20 protein-coding genes and 1 pseudogene are annotated in these 19,753 nt (G+C 72.9%); 15 read left to right on the top strand and 6 right to left on the bottom strand.

Going from position 1 to position 19,753, the window contains the following annotated elements:
• The first annotated feature begins 56 nt into the window (after window positions 1–56).
• Window positions 57–851 (top strand): potassium channel family protein, encoded by a 795-nt coding sequence (locus ACWGE1_RS30860; RefSeq protein WP_453423751.1) that lies wholly within the window; start codon window positions 57–59, stop codon window positions 849–851.
• Here ACWGE1_RS30860 and ACWGE1_RS30855 read toward each other — a convergent pair.
• Window positions 832–1,254, bottom strand: a complete 423-nt coding sequence (locus ACWGE1_RS30855; RefSeq protein WP_453423750.1) for a peptidase inhibitor family I36 protein — start codon at window positions 1,252–1,254, stop codon at window positions 832–834. The two genes, ACWGE1_RS30860 and ACWGE1_RS30855, sit on opposite strands and share 20 nt — an antisense overlap.
• 416 nt (window positions 1,255–1,670) lie before the next feature.
• On the opposite strand from ACWGE1_RS30855, the gene ACWGE1_RS30850 reads away from it, so the two are divergent.
• The 3 genes from ACWGE1_RS30850 (at window position 1,671) to ACWGE1_RS30840 (ending at window position 4,628) form a co-directional block, all read left to right on the top strand.
• Window positions 1,671–2,336: a TetR/AcrR family transcriptional regulator gene (locus ACWGE1_RS30850; RefSeq protein WP_453423749.1), complete on the top strand. Its 666-nt coding sequence runs from the start codon at window positions 1,671–1,673 to the stop codon at window positions 2,334–2,336.
• 219 nt (window positions 2,337–2,555) lie between these two features.
• The gene (locus tag ACWGE1_RS30845) at window positions 2,556–3,707 is read left to right on the top strand and encodes an alpha/beta hydrolase (protein ID WP_453423753.1); all 1,152 of its coding nucleotides are present in this window, start codon (window positions 2,556–2,558) and stop codon (window positions 3,705–3,707) included.
• Between the two features lie 66 nt (window positions 3,708–3,773).
• Entirely contained in the window at window positions 3,774–4,628 is an 855-nt protein-coding gene (locus tag ACWGE1_RS30840; RefSeq protein WP_453423748.1) for a DUF4429 domain-containing protein, read from the top strand.
• 21 nt (window positions 4,629–4,649) lie between these two features.
• On the opposite strand, the gene ACWGE1_RS30835 is transcribed toward ACWGE1_RS30840, so the two are convergent.
• Window positions 4,650–5,672, bottom strand: coding sequence for an aldo/keto reductase (locus tag ACWGE1_RS30835; RefSeq protein ID WP_453423747.1), 1,023 nt, complete (start codon window positions 5,670–5,672; stop codon window positions 4,650–4,652).
• Window positions 5,669–6,067 (bottom strand): MerR family transcriptional regulator, encoded by a 399-nt coding sequence (locus ACWGE1_RS30830; protein ID WP_453423746.1) that lies wholly within the window; start codon window positions 6,065–6,067, stop codon window positions 5,669–5,671. Before ACWGE1_RS30830 ends, ACWGE1_RS30835 begins: the two co-directional genes overlap by 4 nt.
• Before the next feature lie 78 nt (window positions 6,068–6,145).
• Between ACWGE1_RS30830 and ACWGE1_RS30825 the strand changes: the two genes are divergently transcribed.
• Window positions 6,146–6,964: a serine hydrolase domain-containing protein gene (locus tag ACWGE1_RS30825; RefSeq protein WP_453423752.1), complete on the top strand. Its 819-nt coding sequence runs from the start codon at window positions 6,146–6,148 to the stop codon at window positions 6,962–6,964.
• On the opposite strand, the gene ACWGE1_RS30820 is transcribed toward ACWGE1_RS30825, so the two are convergent.
• Complete coding sequence (locus ACWGE1_RS30820; RefSeq protein ID WP_453423745.1) at window positions 6,961–7,635, bottom strand: pirin family protein; 675 nt, start codon at window positions 7,633–7,635, stop codon at window positions 6,961–6,963. The two genes, ACWGE1_RS30825 and ACWGE1_RS30820, sit on opposite strands and share 4 nt — an antisense overlap.
• Before the next feature lie 92 nt (window positions 7,636–7,727).
• On the opposite strand from ACWGE1_RS30820, the gene ACWGE1_RS30815 reads away from it, so the two are divergent.
• From ACWGE1_RS30815 to ACWGE1_RS30795, 5 genes are all read left to right on the top strand, one after another.
• Window positions 7,728–8,945 carry a PucR family transcriptional regulator gene (locus tag ACWGE1_RS30815; RefSeq protein ID WP_453423744.1) on the top strand — a complete coding sequence of 406 codons (1,218 nt, stop codon included), beginning with the start codon at window positions 7,728–7,730 and terminating at the stop codon, window positions 8,943–8,945.
• A gap of 89 nt (window positions 8,946–9,034) precedes the next feature.
• Window positions 9,035–9,952: an ACP S-malonyltransferase gene (locus tag ACWGE1_RS30810; protein WP_453423743.1), complete on the top strand. Its 918-nt coding sequence runs from the start codon at window positions 9,035–9,037 to the stop codon at window positions 9,950–9,952.
• A 19-nt stretch (window positions 9,953–9,971) separates the two neighbouring features.
• On the top strand, window positions 9,972–10,976 hold the full coding sequence (locus ACWGE1_RS30805) for a beta-ketoacyl-ACP synthase 3 (protein ID WP_453423742.1): 1,005 nt from the start codon (window positions 9,972–9,974) through the stop codon (window positions 10,974–10,976).
• 57 nt (window positions 10,977–11,033) lie between these two features.
• Complete coding sequence (locus tag ACWGE1_RS30800; protein ID WP_030009997.1) at window positions 11,034–11,282, top strand: acyl carrier protein; 249 nt, start codon at window positions 11,034–11,036, stop codon at window positions 11,280–11,282.
• A gap of 79 nt (window positions 11,283–11,361) precedes the next feature.
• A complete protein-coding gene (locus tag ACWGE1_RS30795; protein ID WP_453423741.1) occupies window positions 11,362–12,639 on the top strand; it encodes a beta-ketoacyl-[acyl-carrier-protein] synthase family protein in 1,278 nt (425 codons plus the stop codon).
• A gap of 66 nt (window positions 12,640–12,705) precedes the next feature.
• Here the strand turns inward: ACWGE1_RS30795 and ACWGE1_RS30790 are convergent, their stop codons facing one another.
• Window positions 12,706–13,200: a DUF3145 domain-containing protein gene (locus ACWGE1_RS30790; protein WP_052875531.1), complete on the bottom strand. Its 495-nt coding sequence runs from the start codon at window positions 13,198–13,200 to the stop codon at window positions 12,706–12,708.
• Window positions 13,201–13,449: 249 nt separating this feature from the next.
• Here ACWGE1_RS30790 and ACWGE1_RS30785 point away from each other — a divergent pair, with 249 nt between their 5' ends.
• On the top strand, window positions 13,450–14,346 hold the full coding sequence (locus ACWGE1_RS30785) for an SGNH/GDSL hydrolase family protein (RefSeq protein WP_453423740.1): 897 nt from the start codon (window positions 13,450–13,452) through the stop codon (window positions 14,344–14,346).
• A 111-nt stretch (window positions 14,347–14,457) separates the two neighbouring features.
• Here ACWGE1_RS30785 and ACWGE1_RS30780 read toward each other — a convergent pair whose 3' ends face one another.
• The gene (locus ACWGE1_RS30780; RefSeq protein ID WP_453423739.1) at window positions 14,458–16,929 is read right to left on the bottom strand and encodes a beta-glucosidase; all 2,472 of its coding nucleotides are present in this window, start codon (window positions 16,927–16,929) and stop codon (window positions 14,458–14,460) included.
• 158 nt (window positions 16,930–17,087) lie between these two features.
• Between ACWGE1_RS30780 and ACWGE1_RS30775 the strand changes: the two genes are divergently transcribed.
• The 4 genes and pseudogenes from ACWGE1_RS30775 to ACWGE1_RS30760 form a co-directional block, all read left to right on the top strand.
• Window positions 17,088–17,669, top strand: coding sequence for a TetR/AcrR family transcriptional regulator (locus ACWGE1_RS30775; RefSeq protein ID WP_453423738.1), 582 nt, complete (start codon window positions 17,088–17,090; stop codon window positions 17,667–17,669).
• 121 nt (window positions 17,670–17,790) lie between these two features.
• Entirely contained in the window at window positions 17,791–18,699 is a 909-nt protein-coding gene (locus ACWGE1_RS30770; RefSeq protein ID WP_453423737.1) for a LysR family transcriptional regulator, read from the top strand.
• Between the two features lie 4 nt (window positions 18,700–18,703).
• Complete coding sequence (locus ACWGE1_RS30765) at window positions 18,704–19,423, top strand: carbon-nitrogen hydrolase family protein (RefSeq protein ID WP_453423736.1); 720 nt, start codon at window positions 18,704–18,706, stop codon at window positions 19,421–19,423.
• A gap of 13 nt (window positions 19,424–19,436) precedes the next feature.
• Window positions 19,437–19,753 (top strand): annotated as a pseudogene (locus tag ACWGE1_RS30760) (hypothetical protein); the annotation flags it as partial.

Below are 19,753 nucleotides of genomic sequence, written 5' to 3'. Positions count from 1 at the left end.
GGCCCCGGCTTCGGCCGGGGCCCGCGCGCCTTTACGCGTTGCCTACGATGCACGGCATGAAGGAACCATCCCGCCAGCTGCTGTGGGAGCGGCGGAGCCAGACCCCGCTGCTCCTGCTCGCCGTGGCTTTCGCCGTGGCCTACGCCGTGCCCATCGTCGCCCCCGACGCGAGCGCGGACGTGCACCGGGCCTGCACGTACGTGGAATGGCTGGTGTGGGGTGCCTTCGCCGTCGACTACCTGGTCCGGCTGGCCCTCGCGGCCGACCGCAGGCGCTTCGTCCGGACCCACTGGCTGGACCTGGCCGCCGTGGTGCTGCCGCTCGTGCAGCCGCTGCGCCTCCTGCGGCTGGTCGCCACCTTGATGCTGGTGGGCCGGCGGGCCCGGATGGCTCCGCAGATCCAGCTGACGACGTACGTGGCCGGGGCCGTCGTGGGCCTGCTGATGTTCGGCTCGCTGGCGGTGCTCAGCGTGGAGCGCGACGCCCCCGACGGGAACATCAAGAACCTGGGCGACGCCGTGTGGTGGTCCTTCACCACGATGACGACGGTCGGCTACGGGGACCATTCGCCCACCACCGGCCTCGGCCGGGTCCTGGCCGTCGGTCTGATGCTGTCGGGGATCGCCCTCCTCGGTGTGGTGACCGCGAACATCGCCGCGTGGTTCATCTCCCGCTTCGAGCGCGACGACCGGGCGGACATGCTCCAGCTGGCGGCCGTCCGGGAGCTGCAGGAGGAGGTACGGGCGCTGCGCGGCGAGGTCGCCCGGCTGGGCGGCGCGGCGGCCGACGCGGCCGCGGCCGACCGGCCGAGCGCCCCGGCGCAGCGGGAAGCTACCTCTCCCACACCTTGAACGCCCGCACCTGGTACGGCGACTGGGGCAGCCAGACGCCGTCGCCCGGGTAGGTCTGGAACTCGCCCGTCTCCGCGCACTCGGCCGACTGGTACGTCGTGACCGGGCGCCCGGTGCGGTTGGTGAGGGACTGGGCGCTCGTCCCGGGCGGCAGCGCGGTGCAGCTGTTGATGTCCAGGTTGCTCAGCTCGTGGGTCCGGCGGGCTCCCTTGAACTCCGGTTTCGCCCACAGGCACAGCTGTCCGGTCGCGCATGCCCCGAGGGTCGGCGGGCCCGCGGCGTGCGCCGTGGTGGCCGTACTCGGGATGAGGGCGGTGAGGACCAGCACCGTCGCGGCCAGGGCGGTCGTGGTCGTGACACGGGCGGTCGCGGGGGTGACACGGGCGGTTCGACACGTACGCATGACGGGTCAACTCCTTGTGGACGGCGGGCGCCCGGACCGTTTCCGGAGCTCCGCGGACACCACGCTGACCTGCGGTGACGGGCGGGCGGAAGGGGCTGCGGGCGGGTCCACCCTGATAGGCGACAGCCCTGCCGCAACCCTCCGGCGGGGCTTTTGTACGTACGGAGTTGACGCTTCCGGGAGCCCTCGCGCCGGGCCGCGGCCGCCGCGGCCCGGGTGCGGCCGGGCGCGGGCCCCGGTGCGGGCCCGGCTGCGGCCGGGCCCGCGGCCGACCCGAACGTGTCATGCGCGAGCGGTCTCGGCGACGGGGCCGAAAACCTCGGACGGCACGTCGCAAACGGCTCAACGAAGCGGCCGCCACCCCGTCGGTCACAGATACTCTGACCGCCCACTCGGCGTCAGAAGGGAGCCCCGCGGTGACGATCGACGAGCGGTCGGCGACGGCAGCGCCGGTGACCGGACTGCGTGAACGCAAGAAACGGCGCACCCGGGACGCGCTGCTGCGCGCCGCGCTCCTGCTGTTCCTCACCCAGGGGTACGAGCGCACCACCGTCGACGAGATCACCGACGCCGTGAACGTGTCCCAGCGCACCTTCTTCCGGTACTTCGCCAACAAGGAGGAGGTCGTCTTCGCCCTCCAGGAGCTGGTCGAGTCGCGGTTCGTCGCGGAACTGCACGCCCGGCCGGCCGCCGAGGGGCCCTTCGAGGCCATGCGGAGCGCGGCCCTCGCCGCCTGGGACGGCGTCGAGGTGGCTCTGTCCGAGGTGGTCCCGGTCGATCTGTACATGCGCAGTTACCGGCTGATCGAGTCCACCCCGGCCCTGCTCGCCGTACACCTGCGGCGCTCCACCGAGCTGGAGGAACGGATCTCCCGGCTGATCGGTGCCCGCGAGGGCCTGGACGTGGACGCCGATCCGAGGCCGCGTGTCGCCGTCGCCGCGTTCTGTGGCGTGATGCGGGTCACGGGGCGGCTCTGGGGGCAGGGCGAGGACACCAGTGTGGAGTCGATCCGACGGCTGACGGAGACCTACCTCGACCGGATCGGCCCGGCGCTGACCTCTAGTTGGCGCGAACCCGCCTAGCCGGACCGCGCGGGTCGTCCGGTCCGCCGGCGCGGCGCGCGGTCCCCCGCCCGGGCCTCACGGGGTCCCACGGTCGGCCGTGAGTCCGGTCACCCGGCACGCCCGTGGCGTATTACGTCTCATAGGCTGGTCACAGTGAACGTGCCCGGCCTCGCCCACCCCACCGCCCTCGGCGCCGACCCGCGCCCTGCCGCCCTGCGTGTCCTGCTCGCGCTGGCGGTGGTCTTCATCATGCTGGCCACCACCGGCTGGACGGCCGTGCACCGGCCCGAGGGGGGCACCCCGCTGCGGGTCACCGCCCTCGGCGCCTGGGCGAAGGCCAGGATCGACGGCCGCCCGGTGCCGCCCGCGGACGCCCCCGCACGGACGGTGGCCCGTTTCTTCGCCGGCCTCGACGGCGCCCAGCGGGCCCGGCTGGCCGACAACTACCCCCTGGTCGTCGGCAACCTCGACGGGGCCCCCGTCGCCGTGCGGTACCAGGCCAACATGCAGGGTCTGGAGCAGGCCCGCCGGGTCGAGGAGGCCCGAAGCCGCGATGTTGCGCTGACCCCGGCCGACCGGGCCACGGCCACCCGGCGCTCGCACCGCTTCGCCTCGCTCGCCATGCCGGGCCGGCAGATCCTCGCCTTCGACCCGACCGGCAACGGCCGCGTGGCCGAGGTCTTCGGCGACCTCGCCGGGGCCGACCGGGTCTCGGTGATCGTCCCCGGTGTCGACACCGACGTGCTCACCTTCGAGCGCACCCAGCGCCGCCTGACCTCCCCCGTCGGCATGGCCGAGGCCCTGTACCAGGCCCAGCGCGCGGCCGAGCCGGACAGCCGGACGGCGGTCATCGCCTGGGCCGGCTACACCGCCCCCACCGGGGTCGGCATGGACGCCGCCACGGGCCGCATGGCCGTCGACGGCGCCGTCCTGCTGACAGACCTCACCAAAGCCCTGCCGGGGAACGCCAGCGTGGCGCTGTTCTGCCACAGCTACGGATCGGTGGTCTGCGGGGTAGCGGCGCAGGAGCTGCCGCGGCGGGTGACCGACGTGGTGGTCGCGGGCAGTCCCGGGATGCGCGCGGAGAACGTCGCCGGGCTGCACACCGCGGCGCGGGTCTGGGCGACGCGCGACGAGGGCGACTGGATCGCGGACGTGCCGCACCTGGAGGTCGGCGGGCTGGGCCACGGCGCCGATCCGGTGTCCCCGGAGTTCGGCGCGCGGCTGCTGTCGTCGGCCCGGGCCAAGAGCCACACCGGCTATTTCGCGCCAGGGACGGACTCGATGGACAACTTCGCCCGGATCGGAACCGGCGCGTTCGCTTCCGTTGTCTGCGCGACCGGGGACGACGCCTGCCGGCGCGGAATTTCCGGGACAGAGCAGGACTGACGCGCGTAGAGGCGCGGAAATCGGTCCCCGCAACCGGGGCGACGCATGGGGGCGCCGCCCTTTACGATGTGCCGCATGGGTGACGTACTGGCCGGAAATCATGCCGTCTGGGAGTTCGACTCGGACTCGGTGCTCATCCGCTTCGCACGGGGGATCAGAACGCCGAGGCTGCCGAGACTCTTCCATGCCCTCGGCGAGCGCCGGATCCCCCTCGAAGCGGTGTCCGCCGTGACCGTGAGCGACGGGAAGCGGGACACGGTGGTGCTGCGCGCCGTCCCGCGGCCGGGCGCGGATCCGCTGATGGAGGCCGCCGCCGGCCAGCTGAAGGAGGCCTGCGACCCGTACCGGCTGGTGCTGCCGGGCGACCGGGCCCCGCTCGCCACCGCCTTCGCCGACGCGCTGCGGTCCCGGCTCGGGCCGGACGCCGACGAACCGTCCTCGCGCTTCCTCGTCGAGGTGCCGCAGCCGCCGCTGCACCTGAAGGCGTACGACGCCCGGGTGGGCTTCGACGGCTCGGCGGTCACCTTCCAGTGGTCCCGTACGGGCGCCACCAGCACCAAGTGGAAGGCGGGCGACCAGCGCTTCCCGCTGGCCGGGCTCACCGGCGTCGAGTGGTCCTCGCCCCAGGGCCCCGGTGGCCACCTGCGGCTGGTGCTGCGGGACACCACCAGCGACCCCCGCCCGGACCACGACCTCGCGGCGGCCGTCTTCCGCGTGGGCTACGGGGCCGTGCACGAGTCGCTGCCCTTCGCCGCGGCCGTCCTGGCCGCCCTGCGCAGCCGTACCCCGGTCACCACCGTGCCGCGGGCGCGCTCCGGCGACGACCGGCTGCGGCACCTGAGCGAGCTGCACGCGGCGGGCCTGCTCACGGACGCGGAGTACGCGGCGCTGCGGGATCGTTTCGCCGCCGAGTCGCTGTAGGAGGTGCCCCGCGGCGGCGGGTCAGGCCTCCCGTGCCGTCGCGGTGGAGCTCATGTCCGGGTAGCGGTCCCCGGCGACCAGCGCGGCGATCGGCTCCAGCAGGTCCGACTCGGCCTGCGTGAGGGTGATCCGGGTCGCCGCGGTGTTCTCGCGCAGCCGTCCCGGCCTGCGGGTGCCCGGGATCGGGACCACGGTCAGCCCGTGCACCTTCGCCCGCTGCTGCACCCACGCCAGGGCGATCTGCGCCGCGCTCGCCCCGCGCTCCCGCGCGATCTCCCGGACCGGGGCCAGCAGCGCCGCGTTGGTCTTCGCGTTGTCGCCGTTGAACCGCGGCTGATGGCGGCGGAAGTCGTCCTGCGACAGCTCCGCGGACGCGTCCGCGAAGGAGCCGGTCAGGAAGCCCCGGCCGAGCGGGGAGTACGCCGCGAGGGCCACCCCCAGCTCCGCCGCCGCGCCGACCGCGCTGTGCTCCACGTCCCGGCTGAACAGCGACCACTCCGACTGCAGCGCCGCGATCGGGTGCACGGCGTGCGCCTCGCGCAGTTCCGCGCCGGTGACCTCGCTGAGGCCCAGGTGGCGCACCTTGCCCTCCTGCACCAGCTCCGCCATGGCGCCGACCGACTCGGCGAACGGCACGGCCGGGTCGCGCCGGTGCATGTAGTACAGGTCGATGACGTCCACGCCGAGCCGGTTCAGGCTGGCCTCCACGGCCGCGCGGACGTAGGCCCGGTCGTTGCGGATGCCCCGGTGGTGCGGGTCGTCGGTGCGCTCTATCGCGAACTTCGTCGCCAGCGTGATCCCGTCCCGGTGCGCGGCCACGAAGGGCGCCAGGAACTCCTCGTTCCGCCCTCGCCCGTAGACGTCCGCCGTGTCGAAGAGGGTGACCCCGGCGGCCAGCGCCGCCTCCAGGGTCTCCCGGGCCGCCGCCTCGTCCGTGTCCCCGTAGAACTCGCTCATGCCCATGCAGCCGAGCCCCTGGACGCCGACGAGCGGGCCGCCCCTGCCGAGCTCGACCTGTTCGATGGTGGTGCCGTGCTCCGTCATTGCTGTGCCTTCCCCGCGACCGTTTTCATGGCGTACAGATCGATCTTGTAGTCCAGTACGGCGAGTGCGTCCGTGAGCTCGGTGATCCGCGACCGCACCTCGCGGCGCGTGCGTTCCAGCAGCTCCCGGCGCTCCTCGACCGTGTGCTCCCCTTCGCGGACCAGTTCGGCGTACCGGACCATGTCCGCCACCGACATCCCCGTGGCGCGCAGCTTGCCGACGAAGGCCAGCCAGTCGAGGTCCTTGTCGGTGAAGCGCCGCTGCCCCGAGTGGGAACGGTCCACGTGCGGCATCAGGCCGATCCGCTCGTACCAGCGCAGGGTGTGCTGGGTCAGACCGGTCCGGGCCTCGACCTCGCTGATCGTGTACCGCGTCTGCGTCAGGCTCCGGCTCATGACTCCACGCTAAAACCTTTGAGTGCACTCCAAGCAAGTAGGCTCGGCGGCATGGAGAGCGTGGAGGCCGTGAACGGCATGGAAAGCCTGCGGATCATCGAGACCTGGCCGGTGCCGACCGCAGCGGCGGCCGTCGTACGCGCCGACGGGAGCATCGCCGGCACCCACGGGCCCGTCGACCACCGGTTCGCGCTGGCGTCGGTCACCAAGCCGCTCGCCGCGTACGCCGCCCTCGTCGCGTACGAGGAGGGGGCGATCGAGCTGGACGAACCGGCCGGGCCCGAGGGTTCGACGGTCCGTCACCTGCTGGCGCACACCAGCGGCCTGGCCTTCGACGAGCACCGGGTGTCGGCCCCGCCCGGGCAGCGCCGGCTGTACTCGAACGCCGGTTTCGAGGAGCTCGGCGACCACATCGCCAAGGCCACCGGCATCCCCTTCGCGGAGTACCTGCACCAGGCGGTCTTCGAGCCGCTGGGCATGACGCGCACCACCCTGGAGGGCTCGCCCGCCAAGGACGGCGTCTCCACCGTCTCCGACCTCCTGCGGTTCGCCGCCGAACTGCAGGCGCCCCGGCTGCTGGACGTCCGTACGGTCGCCGAGGCCACCTCCGTCGTCCACCCCGGGCTCAAGGGCGTCCTGCCGGGCTACGGGCACCAGTCGCCCAACGACTGGGGCCTCGGCATGGAGATCCGCGACCACAAGTCCCCGCACTGGACGGGCGCTTCCTCCTCGCCGCGCACCTTCGGCCACTTCGGCCAGGCCGGCACCTTCCTGTGGGTGGACCCGGACGCGCGCGCCGCGTGCGTGGCACTGACCGACCGGGCCTTCGGCCCGTGGGCCGTCGAGGCGTGGACCCCGTTCACCGACGCGGTGCTGGCCGAGCTCCGCTCCTTCTAGGCCGTGGCCCGTGCCGGGTCGGGAAACTCCCAGATCAGCAGCTCCCCCGGGGACCCGGCGACGACCTCCAGGTCCGGCTCGGCGGTGATCCGTACCGAATCCCCGGGGCCCAGCTCCGCCCCGTCCAGGCGCAGGTCCCCGCGCACCACGTGCAGGTACACCCGGTCCGCCGCCGGAACGGCGACGCGCTCGCCCGCTCCGGGCCGCCGGACGTGCAGCACGCCACCGGCCGCGGGGACCTCGTAGGGCGCACCGTCGGCGATCTCCCGGACGACCCCGTACGAGGGCTCGCCGCCCGCGGCCAGGGGCGCGAGCCACATCTGCACGAAGCGCAGCCGCCCGGTGCCGTCGTTGCGCTCCACGTGCCGCGCCCCGGATCCGGCGCTGAGCCGCTGCACGTCGCCGGGCCGCACCTGGCTCTTCTCGCCGGTGCTGTCCTGGTGGGTGAGCTCGCCCTCGATCACCCAGGTCACGATCTCGGTGTGGCTGTGCGGGTGCTCGTCGAAGCCGGCGCCCGGCGCGAGGGTCTCCTCGTTGCAGGCCAGGACGGGGCCGAAGCGCAGGTTCTCCGGGTCGTAGAAGGCCCCGAAGGAGAAGGCGTGCCGGGTGGTGATCCCGGCGGCCGGGTCCCCGCCCTCGTACCGGTCGGCGCCGCGGCGAACATCAATCATGGAGGCCACGGTAGACCCAGCCGGGAGACGGGGCGCGGGGCGGACACGGGACCGGACTCCGCGCACCCGTCCCGATAAGGCAGTCTTGTCACGTGCCCCAACCCGAACGTGAGCATTCGCCCGCCACACACTCCGCGCATCCCGCTCCCGCCCATCCGCACACCGCGACGCTGCGCCGACTGGAGAAGTCCTCCGGCCGGCTGGCCGCCAACGCGATCGCGCGCATGGACGAGACCCTGCCGTGGTACCGGGCTATGCCACCCGAGAATCGGTCCTGGATCGGCCTGGTCGCCCAGGCCGGTATCGCCGCGTTCACGGAGTGGTTCAGGCATCCGGAGACCCCGCAGGCCATTTCCACCGACGTCTTCGGGACGGCTCCGCGCGAGCTGACCCGGGCGATCACCCTGCGGCAGACCGTCGAGATGGTCCGCACCACGATCGAGGTCATGGAGGCCGCGATCGAGGAGGTGGCGGCCCCCGGTGACGAGTCGATCCTGCGCGAGGCGCTGCTGGTGTACGCCCGGGAGATCGCCTTCGCGACCGCCCAGGTGTACGCGCAGGCCGCCGAGGCGCGCGGGGCCTGGGACGCCCGGCTCGAGTCGCTGGTCGTCAACGCCGTGCTGTCGGGCGAGGCGGACGAGGGTGCGCTGTCCCGGGCGGCGGCGCTGGGCTGGAACTCCCCGGAGCACGTGTGCGTGGTGCTGGGCACGGCGCCGGAGGGGGACAGCGAGCTGACGGTGGAGGCGATCCGGCGCGCGGCCCGCCACCACAAGCTCCAGGTCCTCACGGGTGTGCTCGGGGACCGTCTGGTGGTCATCGCGGGTGGCAGCGACAACCCGATCCAGGTGGCGAAGTCCCTGATCGGCCCGTTCGCGGCGGGTCCGGTGGTGGCCGGGCCGGTGGTGTCCGACCTGCTGAACGCAACGAAGTCGGCGCAGGCCGCGGCGGCCGGGCTGAAAGCGTGCACGGCCTGGCAGGATGCCCCCAGGCCGGTCCTGGCGGACGATCTCCTGCCGGAGCGGGCCATCGCCTCCGATCCCGCTGCCAGGGATCAGCTGGTGGAGGAGATCTACAGACCACTGGAGGAGGCGGGGTCGGCACTACTGGAGACTCTGAGCGTCTACCTGGAGCAGGCGAGCAGCCTCGAAGGGGCGGCGCGGATGCTGTTCGTGCACCCCAACACGGTGCGCTACCGGCTCCGACGTGTGACCGACGTCACCGGATGGTCTCCCTCTGATGTCCGCTCGGCGTTCACGTTGCGGATCGCCCTGATTCTGGGGCGTCTGGCCGACGGCGACGCCCAGTCCTAGACTTTTGTCGGACATCAACAATTACCCCGACGGTTCTTCGTCCCTGTCCCCACGGGCGGCAGGGACCATCCACAAGAGAGAGTGTGAGGGTGCTCGTACTCGTCGCTCCCGGCCAAGGCGCTCAGACGCCCGGCTTCTTGACTCCCTGGCTCGAACTTCCCGGTGCCGCCGACCGCGTCGCCGCATGGTCGGACGCCATCGGGCTGGACCTTGCCCACTACGGCACGAACGCTGACGCCGAAGAGATCCGCGACACGGCCGTGGCCCAGCCCCTGCTGGTCGCCGCGGGTCTGCTGTCCGCCTCGGCGCTGGGCTCCCCGGCCGCCTTCGGCGCCGTCGCGGGCCACAGCGTCGGTGAGATCACCGCCGCCGCCTACGCCGGCGTCCTGTCCGAGGCCGACGCGCTGTCGTTCGTCCGGACCCGCGGACTGGGCATGGCCGAGGCTGCCGCCGTCACCGAGACCGGCATGGCCGCGGTCCTCGGCGGTGACCGCGACGTGGTCGTCGCACACCTGGAGAAGCTGGGTCTGACGCCCGCCAACATCAACGGCGCGGGTCAGATCGTGGCCGCCGGCACCATGGAGCAGATCGCTGCCCTGGAGGCCGACAAGCCCGAAGGCTCCATGAAGGTCGTCGCCCTCAAGGTCGCGGGCGCCTTCCACACGCATCACATGGCCCCCGCGGTCGCGACGCTGGAGAAGGCCGCCGAGGCCCTCACCCCGGCGGACCCGGCGCTGAAGTACGTCTCGAACAAGGACGGCCTCGTCGTCGCCACGGGTGCCGACGTCGTCGCCCGCCTGGTCGGCCAGGTCGCCAACCCGGTCCGCTGGGACCTGTGCATGGAGACGTTCGCCGAGCTGGGCGTCACGGGGATCATCGAGCTCTGCCCCGGTGGCACCCTGACGGGTCTGGCCAAGCGCGCGCTGAAGGGCGTACCGAGCGTGGGTCTGAAGACCCCGGACGATCTCGACAAGGCCGCGGCGCTCATCGCCGAACTGACGGCCTGAGAGAAGGAGCCCACACAGCATGTCCAAGATCAAGCCGGCCAAGGGCTCCCCCTACGCCCGCATCCTCGGTGTCGGCGGCTACCGCCCGACCCGTGTGGTGCCCAACGAGGTCATCCTCGAGACCATCGACTCGTCCGACGAGTGGATCCGTTCCCGCTCCGGCATCGCGACCCGGCACTGGGCCTCGCCCCAGGAGACCGTCGCCGTGATGTCGGTGGAGGCCTCGGGGAAGGCGCTGGCCGACGCCGGTGTCGCCCCGGAGCAGATCGGTGCCGTGATCGTCTCGACGGTCTCGCACTTCAAGCAGACTCCGGCCGTCGCGACCGAGATCGCGCACCGGATCGGCGCGGGCAAGCCCGCCGCCTTCGACATCTCCGCCGGCTGTGCCGGTTTCGGCTACGGCCTGACCCTGGCCAAGGGTCTGGTGGTGGAGGGCTCCGCGGAGTACGTGCTCGTCATCGGCGTGGAGCGGCTCTCCGACCTGACCGACCTGGAGGACCGCGCGACGGCCTTCCTGTTCGGTGACGGCGCCGGCGCCGTGGTCGTCGGCCCTTCGGACGAGCCGGCCATCGGCCCCACGGTGTGGGGTTCGGAGGGCGACAAGTCCGAGACGATCAAGCAGACCGTGCCGTGGGACGAGTACCTCGGCAAGGACGGCGGCGAGAAGTTTCCGGCCATCACCCAGGAGGGTCAGGCGGTCTTCCGCTGGGCCGTCTTCGAGATGGCCAAGGTGGCCCAGCAGGCGCTCGACGCCGCCGGGATCACCGGGGATGACCTGGACGTCTTCATTCCGCACCAGGCGAACATGCGGATCATCGACTCGATGGTGAAGACTCTGAAGCTGCCGGACCACGTCACGGTCGCCCGTGACGTGGAGACCACCGGCAACACCTCGGCCGCCTCGATTCCGCTCGCTATGGAGCGGCTCCTGGCGACCGGAGCGGCGAAGAGCGGCGACACCGCGCTCGTCATCGGCTTCGGGGCGGGACTCGTCTACGCCGCGACGGTCGTTACCCTCCCCTAGGGCCGGGATCCACATCCCGCCCTGTTTCACCCCAGTTAGCTATAGAAGGAGCGCCACATGGCCGCCACGCAGGAAGAGATCGTCGAGGGTCTCGCGGAGATCGTCAACGAGATCGCCGGTATCCCCACCGAGGACGTCGCGATCGAGAAGTCCTTCACCGACGACCTGGACGTCGACTCGCTCTCCATGGTCGAGGTCGTCGTCGCCGCCGAAGAGCGCTTCGACGTCAAGATCCCGGACGAGGACGTCAAGAACCTCAAGACGGTCGGCGACGCCGCTGACTACATCCTGAAGCACCAGGCCTGAGCCTGACGAGCGTTTGTCGCCACCTGGCGGTGGCGCCGTGACAATTCAGCACCCCCTGAGACGTGGAGAAAGAATTCCTGTGAGCCCGACCAATCGCACCGTGGTCGTCACCGGTATCGGCGCAACCACTCCGCTGGGTGGCGACAGCGCTTCGACCTGGGAAGGTCTGCTTGCCGGCCGTTCCGGCGTCAAGCCCCTGGAGGGCGAGCGCTTCGCCGAACTCCCGGTACGCATCGCCGCTCGGGCCGCCGTCGACCCGAGTGAAGTCCTGCCCCGGCCGCTGGCCCGCAAGCTGGACCGCTCGGCGCAGTTCGCGGTCATCGCTGCCCGCGAGGCGTGGGCCGACGCCGGCTACACCACCCCGGCCGGCGAAGAGACGGAAGAGGGCGCCTTCGTCGCGCCCCAGCGTCTGGGCACCGTGATCGCCTCCGGCATCGGCGGTGTCACCACCCTGCTCGACCAGTACGACGTACTGAAGGACAAGGGCGTGCGCCGGGTCTCCCCGCACACCGTCCCCATGCTCATGCCGAACGGCCCGTCGGCCAACGTCGGCCTGGAGGTCAACGCCCAGGCGGGCGTGCACACTCCGGTCAGCGCCTGCGCGTCCGGCGCCGAGGCCATCGGCTACGCCGTCGAGATGATCCGTACCGGCCGCGCCGACGTGGTCGTCGCGGGCGGCACCGAGGCGGCGATCCACCCGCTGCCGATCGCCGCGTTCGCCAACATGATGGCGATGTCCAAGAACAACGAGAACCCCGAGCAGGCCTCCCGCCCGTACGACAAGGCCCGTGACGGCTTCGTCCTCGGCGAGGGCGCCGGCGTCGTCATCCTGGAGTCCGCCGAGCACGCCGCCGCGCGCGGCGCCCGCATCTACTGCGAGGTCCTCGGCCAGGGTCTGTCCGCGGACAGCCACCACATCGCGCAGCCGGAGCCCACCGGCCGCGGTGTCGCGGCCGCGGTGCAGAACCTGCTCGACAACACGGGCCTCGACCCGGCCGAGCTGGTCCACCTGAACGCGCACGCCACCTCGACCCCGCAGGGTGACACGGCCGAGCTGAAGGCACTGCGCAAGGTGCTGGGCGACGACCTCGACCACATCGCGATCTCCGCGACCAAGTCGATGACCGGTCACCTGCTGGGCGGCGCGGGCGGTATCGAGACCGTCGCGACCGTGCTGGCCCTGTACAACCGGCTGGCCCCGCCGACGATCAACGTCGACGACCTGGACGAGGACATCGACGCGGACATCATCGTCGGCGAGCCGCGCAAGCTGCCGGCCGACGGCCCGATCTCCGCGATCAACAACTCCTTCGGTTTCGGCGGTCACAACGTGACCCTGGCGTTCCGCACCGTCTAGTACGCCCGAACCACGCAGAAGGCCCACCCGGGTGAATCCGGGTGGGCCTTTCGCGTGGGGCGGGGCTCAGACGACCTGGTGGAGCCAGCGGACCGGGGCGCCCTCGCCCGCGTAGCGGAAGGGCTCCAGTTCGTCGTCCCACGGCTTGCCGAGCAGCTTGGCGATCTCCGCCTCCAGGTCGGTCTCGCCGCGCGCGGACCGGGCGAGGGCGGCGCGCAGCCGGTCCTCCGGGATCAGGATGTCGCCGTGCATGCCGGTGACGGCGTGGAAGATGCCGAGCTCCGGGGTGGAGCTGTAGCGCTCGCCCTCGGCGTTCGGGCACGGTTCCGCGGTCACCTCGAAGCGCAGCAGGTGCCAGCCGCGCAGCGCGGAGGCGAGTTTCGAGGCGGTGCCCGCTTCGGCCTGCCAGGAGAACTCGGCTCTCCAGGTGCCCGGGGAGGCGGGCTGTCTGATCCAGTCGAGGTTCACCCGCACCCCGAGCACGCCCGCAACAGCCCATTCCACGTGCGGGCAGAGCGCGCGCGGTGCGGAATGCACGTACAGAACTCCACGTGTCGTCACCGGGACCTCCAGTGTGGGACGAGGTCGGGAATAAACTCCAGAAAACGGACAGTATGTGACGTGATGTAATGTAACGGAAATTATTTGACATTGCGCTACGGGACCTGCGGCCGAAACGCCACGGGAAAAAGCTACCGTGCGCCAGGGGTCATGGTGTGACGTACGGTCGCTCCAAGACCGGTAAACACAGAGCTTTCACTCAGCAGGACCCCCCGAACGACGCGGGGTCGACAAGGAGGGGCCCTTCCCATGCGCACCACCGCTCCGCGCCGCCGCGCGCGCCGGACTCTCGCGGGCGCGGGAGCGGCGGCCGTACTGCTGGCCGGGGCGGCCACCGGGTGCACCTCGGGCGGGTCGGGCGAGCAGGGCGACCGCGGGGCGAAGGGCGCACCCCGCTGGAACACGGCGCCCGCCTCGATCGCGGCCGTGGGCGATTCCATCACGCGCGGTTTCGACGCCTGTTCGGTCCTCGCCGACTGCCCGGAAGTCTCCTGGGCCACCGGGAACGACCCCGCCGTCCGCTCCCTCGCCGCACGGCTGCTGGGGGACGCCGAGGCGCCCGCCCGCAGCTGGAACTACGCGGTGACCGGCTCGCGGATGGCGGACCTGCCGGCCCAGCTGGCCGGGGCCGCCGCGCACAGGCCCGACCTGGTCACGGTGATGGTGGGCTCGAACGACGCCTGCCGGCCCACGGCTTCGTCGATGACCCCGGTGACGGAGTTCCGGTCCGGATTCGAGACGGCCCTCGCGGAACTGCGGGCCGCGTCCCCGGCCTCCCAGGTGTACGTCTCCAGCGTGCCGGACCTCCAACGGCTGTGGGAGCAGGGCAAGGACCTCCCGATGGTGCGGCAGGTCTGGAAGCTGGGGATCTGTCAGTCGATGCTCGCCGATCCGCTGTCGCTGGCCACGGGGGCCACGGCCCGGCGCGAGCAGGTGCGGGCGCGGGTGGTGGAGTACAACGAGGTGCTGCGCGAGGTCTGCGCGAAGGATCCGCTGTGCCGCTACGACGGCGGCGCGGTGTTCCAGTACCCCTTCGCGGCGGATCAGTTGAGCCGGTGGGACTGGTTCCATCCGGGCAAGGACGGGCAGGCGCGGCTCGCGGAACTGGCGCACCGCCAGGTGACGGCGGCCGAACCGCCACGTTGACGCGCCGGTACGGCGGGGGTCCGGGGGCCGGGGGCACCTCCCAGCGGTAGCTGGGGAGTCAGGGCCCGCCCCCGGACCGCTTTCAGGGGTGATTTCCGGCCATACGGTGCGTCACGCGATGTCGAGCGTCGCGGCCAGCCGGATGTCACCGTGCGAGTGGCTCGCACGGACCTCGTAGGCACCGCCGATCCGCCGCCGGGCGCGGGCCTCCTCGTCCCAGATCTCGAAGGCCCGCGCGGGCAGGGCGATCTCGGTCTCGACGCTCTCGCCGGGGCCCGCCGTGACGCCCGCGAAGGCGGCCAGCCAGCTCGCCGGGCGCTCCACCGTCGCGCTCCGCGCGCCGTCGGACGCAGTGGCGACGGGGGCGAGGTAGACCTGGACGACCTCGCGGCCGGGCCGGGTGCCGGTGTTGGTGAGGCGGACCCGGACCGTGTCCGGGGTGACCTCCAGGGACTCGTAGGTCCAGTCGGTGTAGCCGAGTCCGTGCCCGAAGGGGTAGGCGGGGGTCACGCCGTGCTTCTCGTACGCGCGGTAGCCGATGAACAGCCCCTCGCGGTACTCCAGGCGCCCGTCCGTGGGGACGACCTCGGTGACGGGCGCGTCCGCGAACCGGGCGGGCCAGGTGGTGGGCAGCCGCCCGCCCGGCTCCGCGTCGCCGAGCAGTACGTCGGCCAGCGCGGCCCCGCCCTCCTGCCCGGGGAACCAGGTCAGCAGGACGGCGGCCACGTCCTCGCGCCACGGGAGCTCCACCGGGGACCCCGCGTTGACGACGACCACCGTGTTCGGGTTGACGGCGGCGACGGCGCGCACCAGGTCGTCCTGGCGGCCGGGCAGGGCGAGGTCCTGCCGGTCGAAGCCCTCGGACTCCACGCGCTCGGTGGTGGCGACGACCACGACGGCGGTGTCCGCCTCCCGGGCGGCGGCCACGGCCTCGGCGATCAGCTCGTCGGCATCGCGCCGCGGCCCGAGGTGGAGCAGGGAGAACATGATCGCCCTGAGGGGCAGCGCGGTCATGTCGGGGACCTGGAAGGTCAGTGACACCTCGACGGGCTCGCCCTCGGTGAGGGTGACGCGGGCGCGCTCGTTGGGCGCGCCGAAGAAGGCCTCGAACGGGTCGGCCTCGTTGCCCATCTCCTGGACGCCGCTCCACAGGGTCTCGCCGCCCACCGCGAGGGCGAAGGCGCCGAGTCCGCGGGTGCCGAAGGCGTGCTCGCCGCTCTCGCGCGGCAGGAACGTACCGCGGACCTCGATGCTGGCCATGGTCTCGTAGGTGGCCCCGGCGGGCAGGTCGTCGCCGATCCACTGGACCTGGCCGGACGGCAGGCCGCCCTCGCCGATGACGACCCCGGAGGCGTCGCGGCAGACGGCGTGGAGCTCGAAGCCCTGACCGGCGGGGGTGAGTTCGTCGGAGGGATCGGCGCCGACGGTGTAGGTGAGGGCGCCCTCGGGGAGGGCCGCGGTGAGACCGTCGAGCGGGGAGACGATCCGCTCGGGGAAGACGGTGGCGGAGCCGCCGCCGAGGACGCGGGCGTCGCGGGCCGCGGTGCCGGAGAGGGCGACGGTGCCGCCGGCGGCGTCGAGCGGCAGCGCCCCCTCGTTCCGGACGAGGACGAAGCCGCGGGCGGCGAGCTCGCGGGCCAGCGCCTGGCCGTCGATCGGGGCCGGCACGCTCTCCACGGCGGCGGGCGCCCCCTCCAGCACGCCGACGCGGGCGGCGAGGCGCAGGACGTTGCGCACGGCGTCGTCCACGGCGGACTCGGGGACCTCGCCGGCGCGGACGGCCTCGGCGAGGGCGGGTCCGTAGACGGTGGTGGGGCCGGGCATGGCCACGTCCATGCCGCCCCGGATGTCGCCGGTGGTGGAGCGGGCGGCCATCCAGTCGGAGACGTTGCAGCCGTCGAAGCCCCATTCGCCGCGCAGGACCTCGTTCACCAGGTACTGGTGCTCCGTCATGGTCGTGCCGTTGACCCGGTTGTAGGCGGTCATGATGCCCCAGGGGTGGGCATTGGCGACGATGGCCTCGAAGGGGGCGAGGTACAGCTCGCGCAGCGGGCGCGGGGCGATGACGCTGTCGACGGTGAACCGGTCGGTCTCGGCGTCGTTGCCGACGTAGTGCTTGACGGTGGTGCCGACCCCGCCGTCCTGGACCCCGTTCACGTACCCGGCGCCGATGGCGCCGGTGAGGTGGGGGTCCTCGGAGTAGCACTCGAAGTGCCGGCCGCCGAGCGGGGAGCGGTGCAGGTTGACGGTGGGCGCGAGGAGGACGTGGACGCCCTTGCGGCGGGCCTCCTGGGCGAGGAGCCGGCCGGCGCGGCGGGCGAGTTCGGGGTCCCAGGCCGCGGCGAGCGCGGTCGGGGAGGGCAGGGCGATGGACGGGTCGTCGGCGGTCCAGCGCACGCCGCGGACCCCGATGGGGCCGTCGGACATCACCAGGGACTCCAGCCCGATCGCGGGGACGGCGGGCAGGGACCACATGTCCTGGCCGGCCAGCAGCCGGGCCTTGGTGTCGAGGTCCAGTTTGCCCAGTGCCGCCTCGACGGCGTCGTTGCGTGTCTGATCGCGGACCTGATCGGCATCGGTCACGGCCGTGCCTCCTCGTTGGGTGCGGTTGCTCGGTGCGGTGCCCCCATCGTGGACCTGTTACCTGTTGACCGGTAGGGTTCGTAATCTGTTCGTGATATTCGAATGCCGTACGGTCCTGTGGGCAGGGCAGGGCATGAACGGGAAGGGGTGCCGGGGAGATGGTCAGGGCGAGGAGCGAGGAGCGCCGCGGGGACATCGTCCGCGCGGCCGTCGAGGTGATCGCGGAACGCGGCTACCGCGGCGCGTCCCTGGCCGCGGTGGCCGAACGCGTGGGCCTGACCCAGCAGGGGCTGCTGCACCACTTCCCGACCAAGGAGGCCCTGCTGGTCGCGGTGCTGGAGGAACGCGACCGCTGGGACACCGGCGGCGGATCGCGCTCGGCCGCCGACGCCTGGCGCCTGGACCTGCTGGCCTCGCTGGTGGAGTACAACGCCATGCGCCCGGGCATCGTGCAGACCTTCTCGGCCCTGCTGGGCGAGAGCGTCACCGACGGACACCCGGCCCGGGAGTTCTTCACCGAGCGCTACGCCCAGGTCCGTGCGGAAATGGCGTCGGTGCTGCGCGCCGAGTTCGGCGACCGACTCCCCTCGGGCCTCACCCCGGAGCAGGCGGCCCCCCTGCTGACGGCGGTCATGGACGGTCTCCAGTACCAGTGGCTGCTGGCCCCCGAATCGGTGGACATGCCCGCCGCCTTCCGCTCCTTCCTGACCCTCCTGAGGGGCCCGGACACCACCGACTGAGCGGGTCGCCGCCCGCCGGCACCGACAACTCCCGCCGAGGCCGAGGAACGCGATCTTCTGTGCTGTGTCCATGCCCCTGACGCCGGGTCCGGCCCATGCATGCGACAAGCGAATGTCTAGCATGGCCCTCATGCCCACTTCGCACAGCCTGTACGAGGTCTTCCTGCGCGTGGCCCGCCTGGCCTCCTTCACCGCGGCCGCCCATTCCCTGGGCTACACCCAGTCCGCGGTCTCCCGGCAGATCCAGACCCTGGAGGACGAGTGGGGCACCCCGCTCTTCGACCGCCTCCCCCGCGGGGTCCGCCTGACGGAGGCCGGCCGGATCCTGCTCCCGCACGCCGAGGCCGTCGGTGACCGGCTGCGCACCGCCCGCGCCGAACTCGACGCGCTCCACACCCTCGGCGCCGGCCGGCTGCGGATCGGCGCCTTCTCCACCGCCGACGCCGCCCTGCTGCCCCGCGCGCTGGCCGCCTTCCGGGCCCGCCATCCCGCCGTGGCCGTCACCCGCACCGAGGGCCCCTCCGCCAAGCACCTGGCCCTGCTCGCGGCCGGGGACCTCGACCTCGCCGTCGTCGCCGACACCTCCGCGCAGCCGCCCTCCGGCTGCACCCCGCACCACCTGCTCGACGAGCGGATGTACGTGGCCCTGCCCGCCGGCCACCGGCTCGCCGGGCGCGCCGTCGTACGGCTGGCCGAACTGGCCGACGAGGAGTGGATCGCCGCCGACACCCGGCCCGAGGAAACCCTCATGCACTCCGCGCTGGCCGGCGGCTTCCGCCCGCGCACCGGTTTCGTCGCCGCCGACTGGATCGCCAAGCAGGGCTTCGTCGCCGCCGGGCTCGGCGTCACCCTGATCCCGGCGCTCGCCGCCTCCTCGGCCCGGGCCGACCTCGCGCTCGTCCCCCTGCACCCGGACGACACCCCGCGCCGCCGCGTCTACGCCGCCACCCCGCGCGGGATCGCCCCCTCCCCCGCCGCCCTCGCCTTCCTGGCCCTGCTCGAGGAGGTCGCCGCCGGGCTGGCATCCTGACCGGGTGAAGATCGCCGCAGCGCAGCTGACCTGCACCCCCGCCGATGTCCGCGCCAACGTCGAACAGGCCGCCGCGCTCGCCGCCTCGGCCCGTGCACAGGGCGCCGAACTGGTGGTGTTCCCCGAGCTCACGCTCACCGGCTACGAGCTCGCCGCGCTGGCCGCCGACCCGGGCCTGTGGACGCCCGCCGACGACCCCCGACTGGATCCGCTGCGCTCCGCGGGGATCGCCACCGCGGTGAACGTCGCCCTGCCCACCGGCGGCCCGCGCCCCGCGCTCGCGACGCTGGTCCACGACGCGGACGGCGCGCACGTGACGACGTACGCGAAGCAGCACCTGTACCGGCACGAGCAGGAGCTCTTCCTGGCGGGCGAGGAGGACGGGCGCTTCGAACTGGGCGGGATCCGCTTCTCCCTCGGCGTCTGCTTCGACAACCACTTCCCCGATCTCCCCGGCCGGGGCGCCGCCGACGGCTGCCGGGTCCACCTGGCGAGCTCCCTCTACGGGACGGGCGACGGGATCCACGAGCGCGCCACCGTCCACCCCGGGATCGCGAAGGAGCACGGCCTGTACGTGGTCCTCGCCAACCACGTCGGCCCGGCGGGCCCGTGGACCGGCTGCGGTCGCTCGGCCGTGTGGGGCCCGGACGGCGCGCCGCTCGCCGAGGCGGACGACCGCACGCCGTCGGTGGTGACGGCCTCCGTCGGCACGGCCCCGGTGTGATGGGGTGGGCGCCATGAGCGACTTCGAGACGATCACTGTGCCGGAACGCCTCCACGGATATCCGGGGGTGGCCTTCGGCGGCTACGTGGCAGGTCTGCTGGCCGCCCGCGCCGACGCCAAGGGCGTACGGGTCGACTTCCGGCGGCCCGTGCCGACCGGCGCGCCGGTCCGCCTCGCCCGGGCCGCGGACGGCGGCTGCGAGCTGACGGACGGCGAGCTGCTGCTGGCCGTGGCGACCCCGGCCGAACCGCCCCGCGCGGACGCCCCCGAAGCCCCGTCCTGGGACCGGGCCGTGGCCGCGGCCGAGGCATTCCGGGCGGACCCGCCGGA

The sequence above is a fragment of the Streptomyces sp. NPDC054932 genome (assembly GCF_053610205.1).
This window is presented reverse-complemented; position numbering and strand designations above follow the sequence as displayed.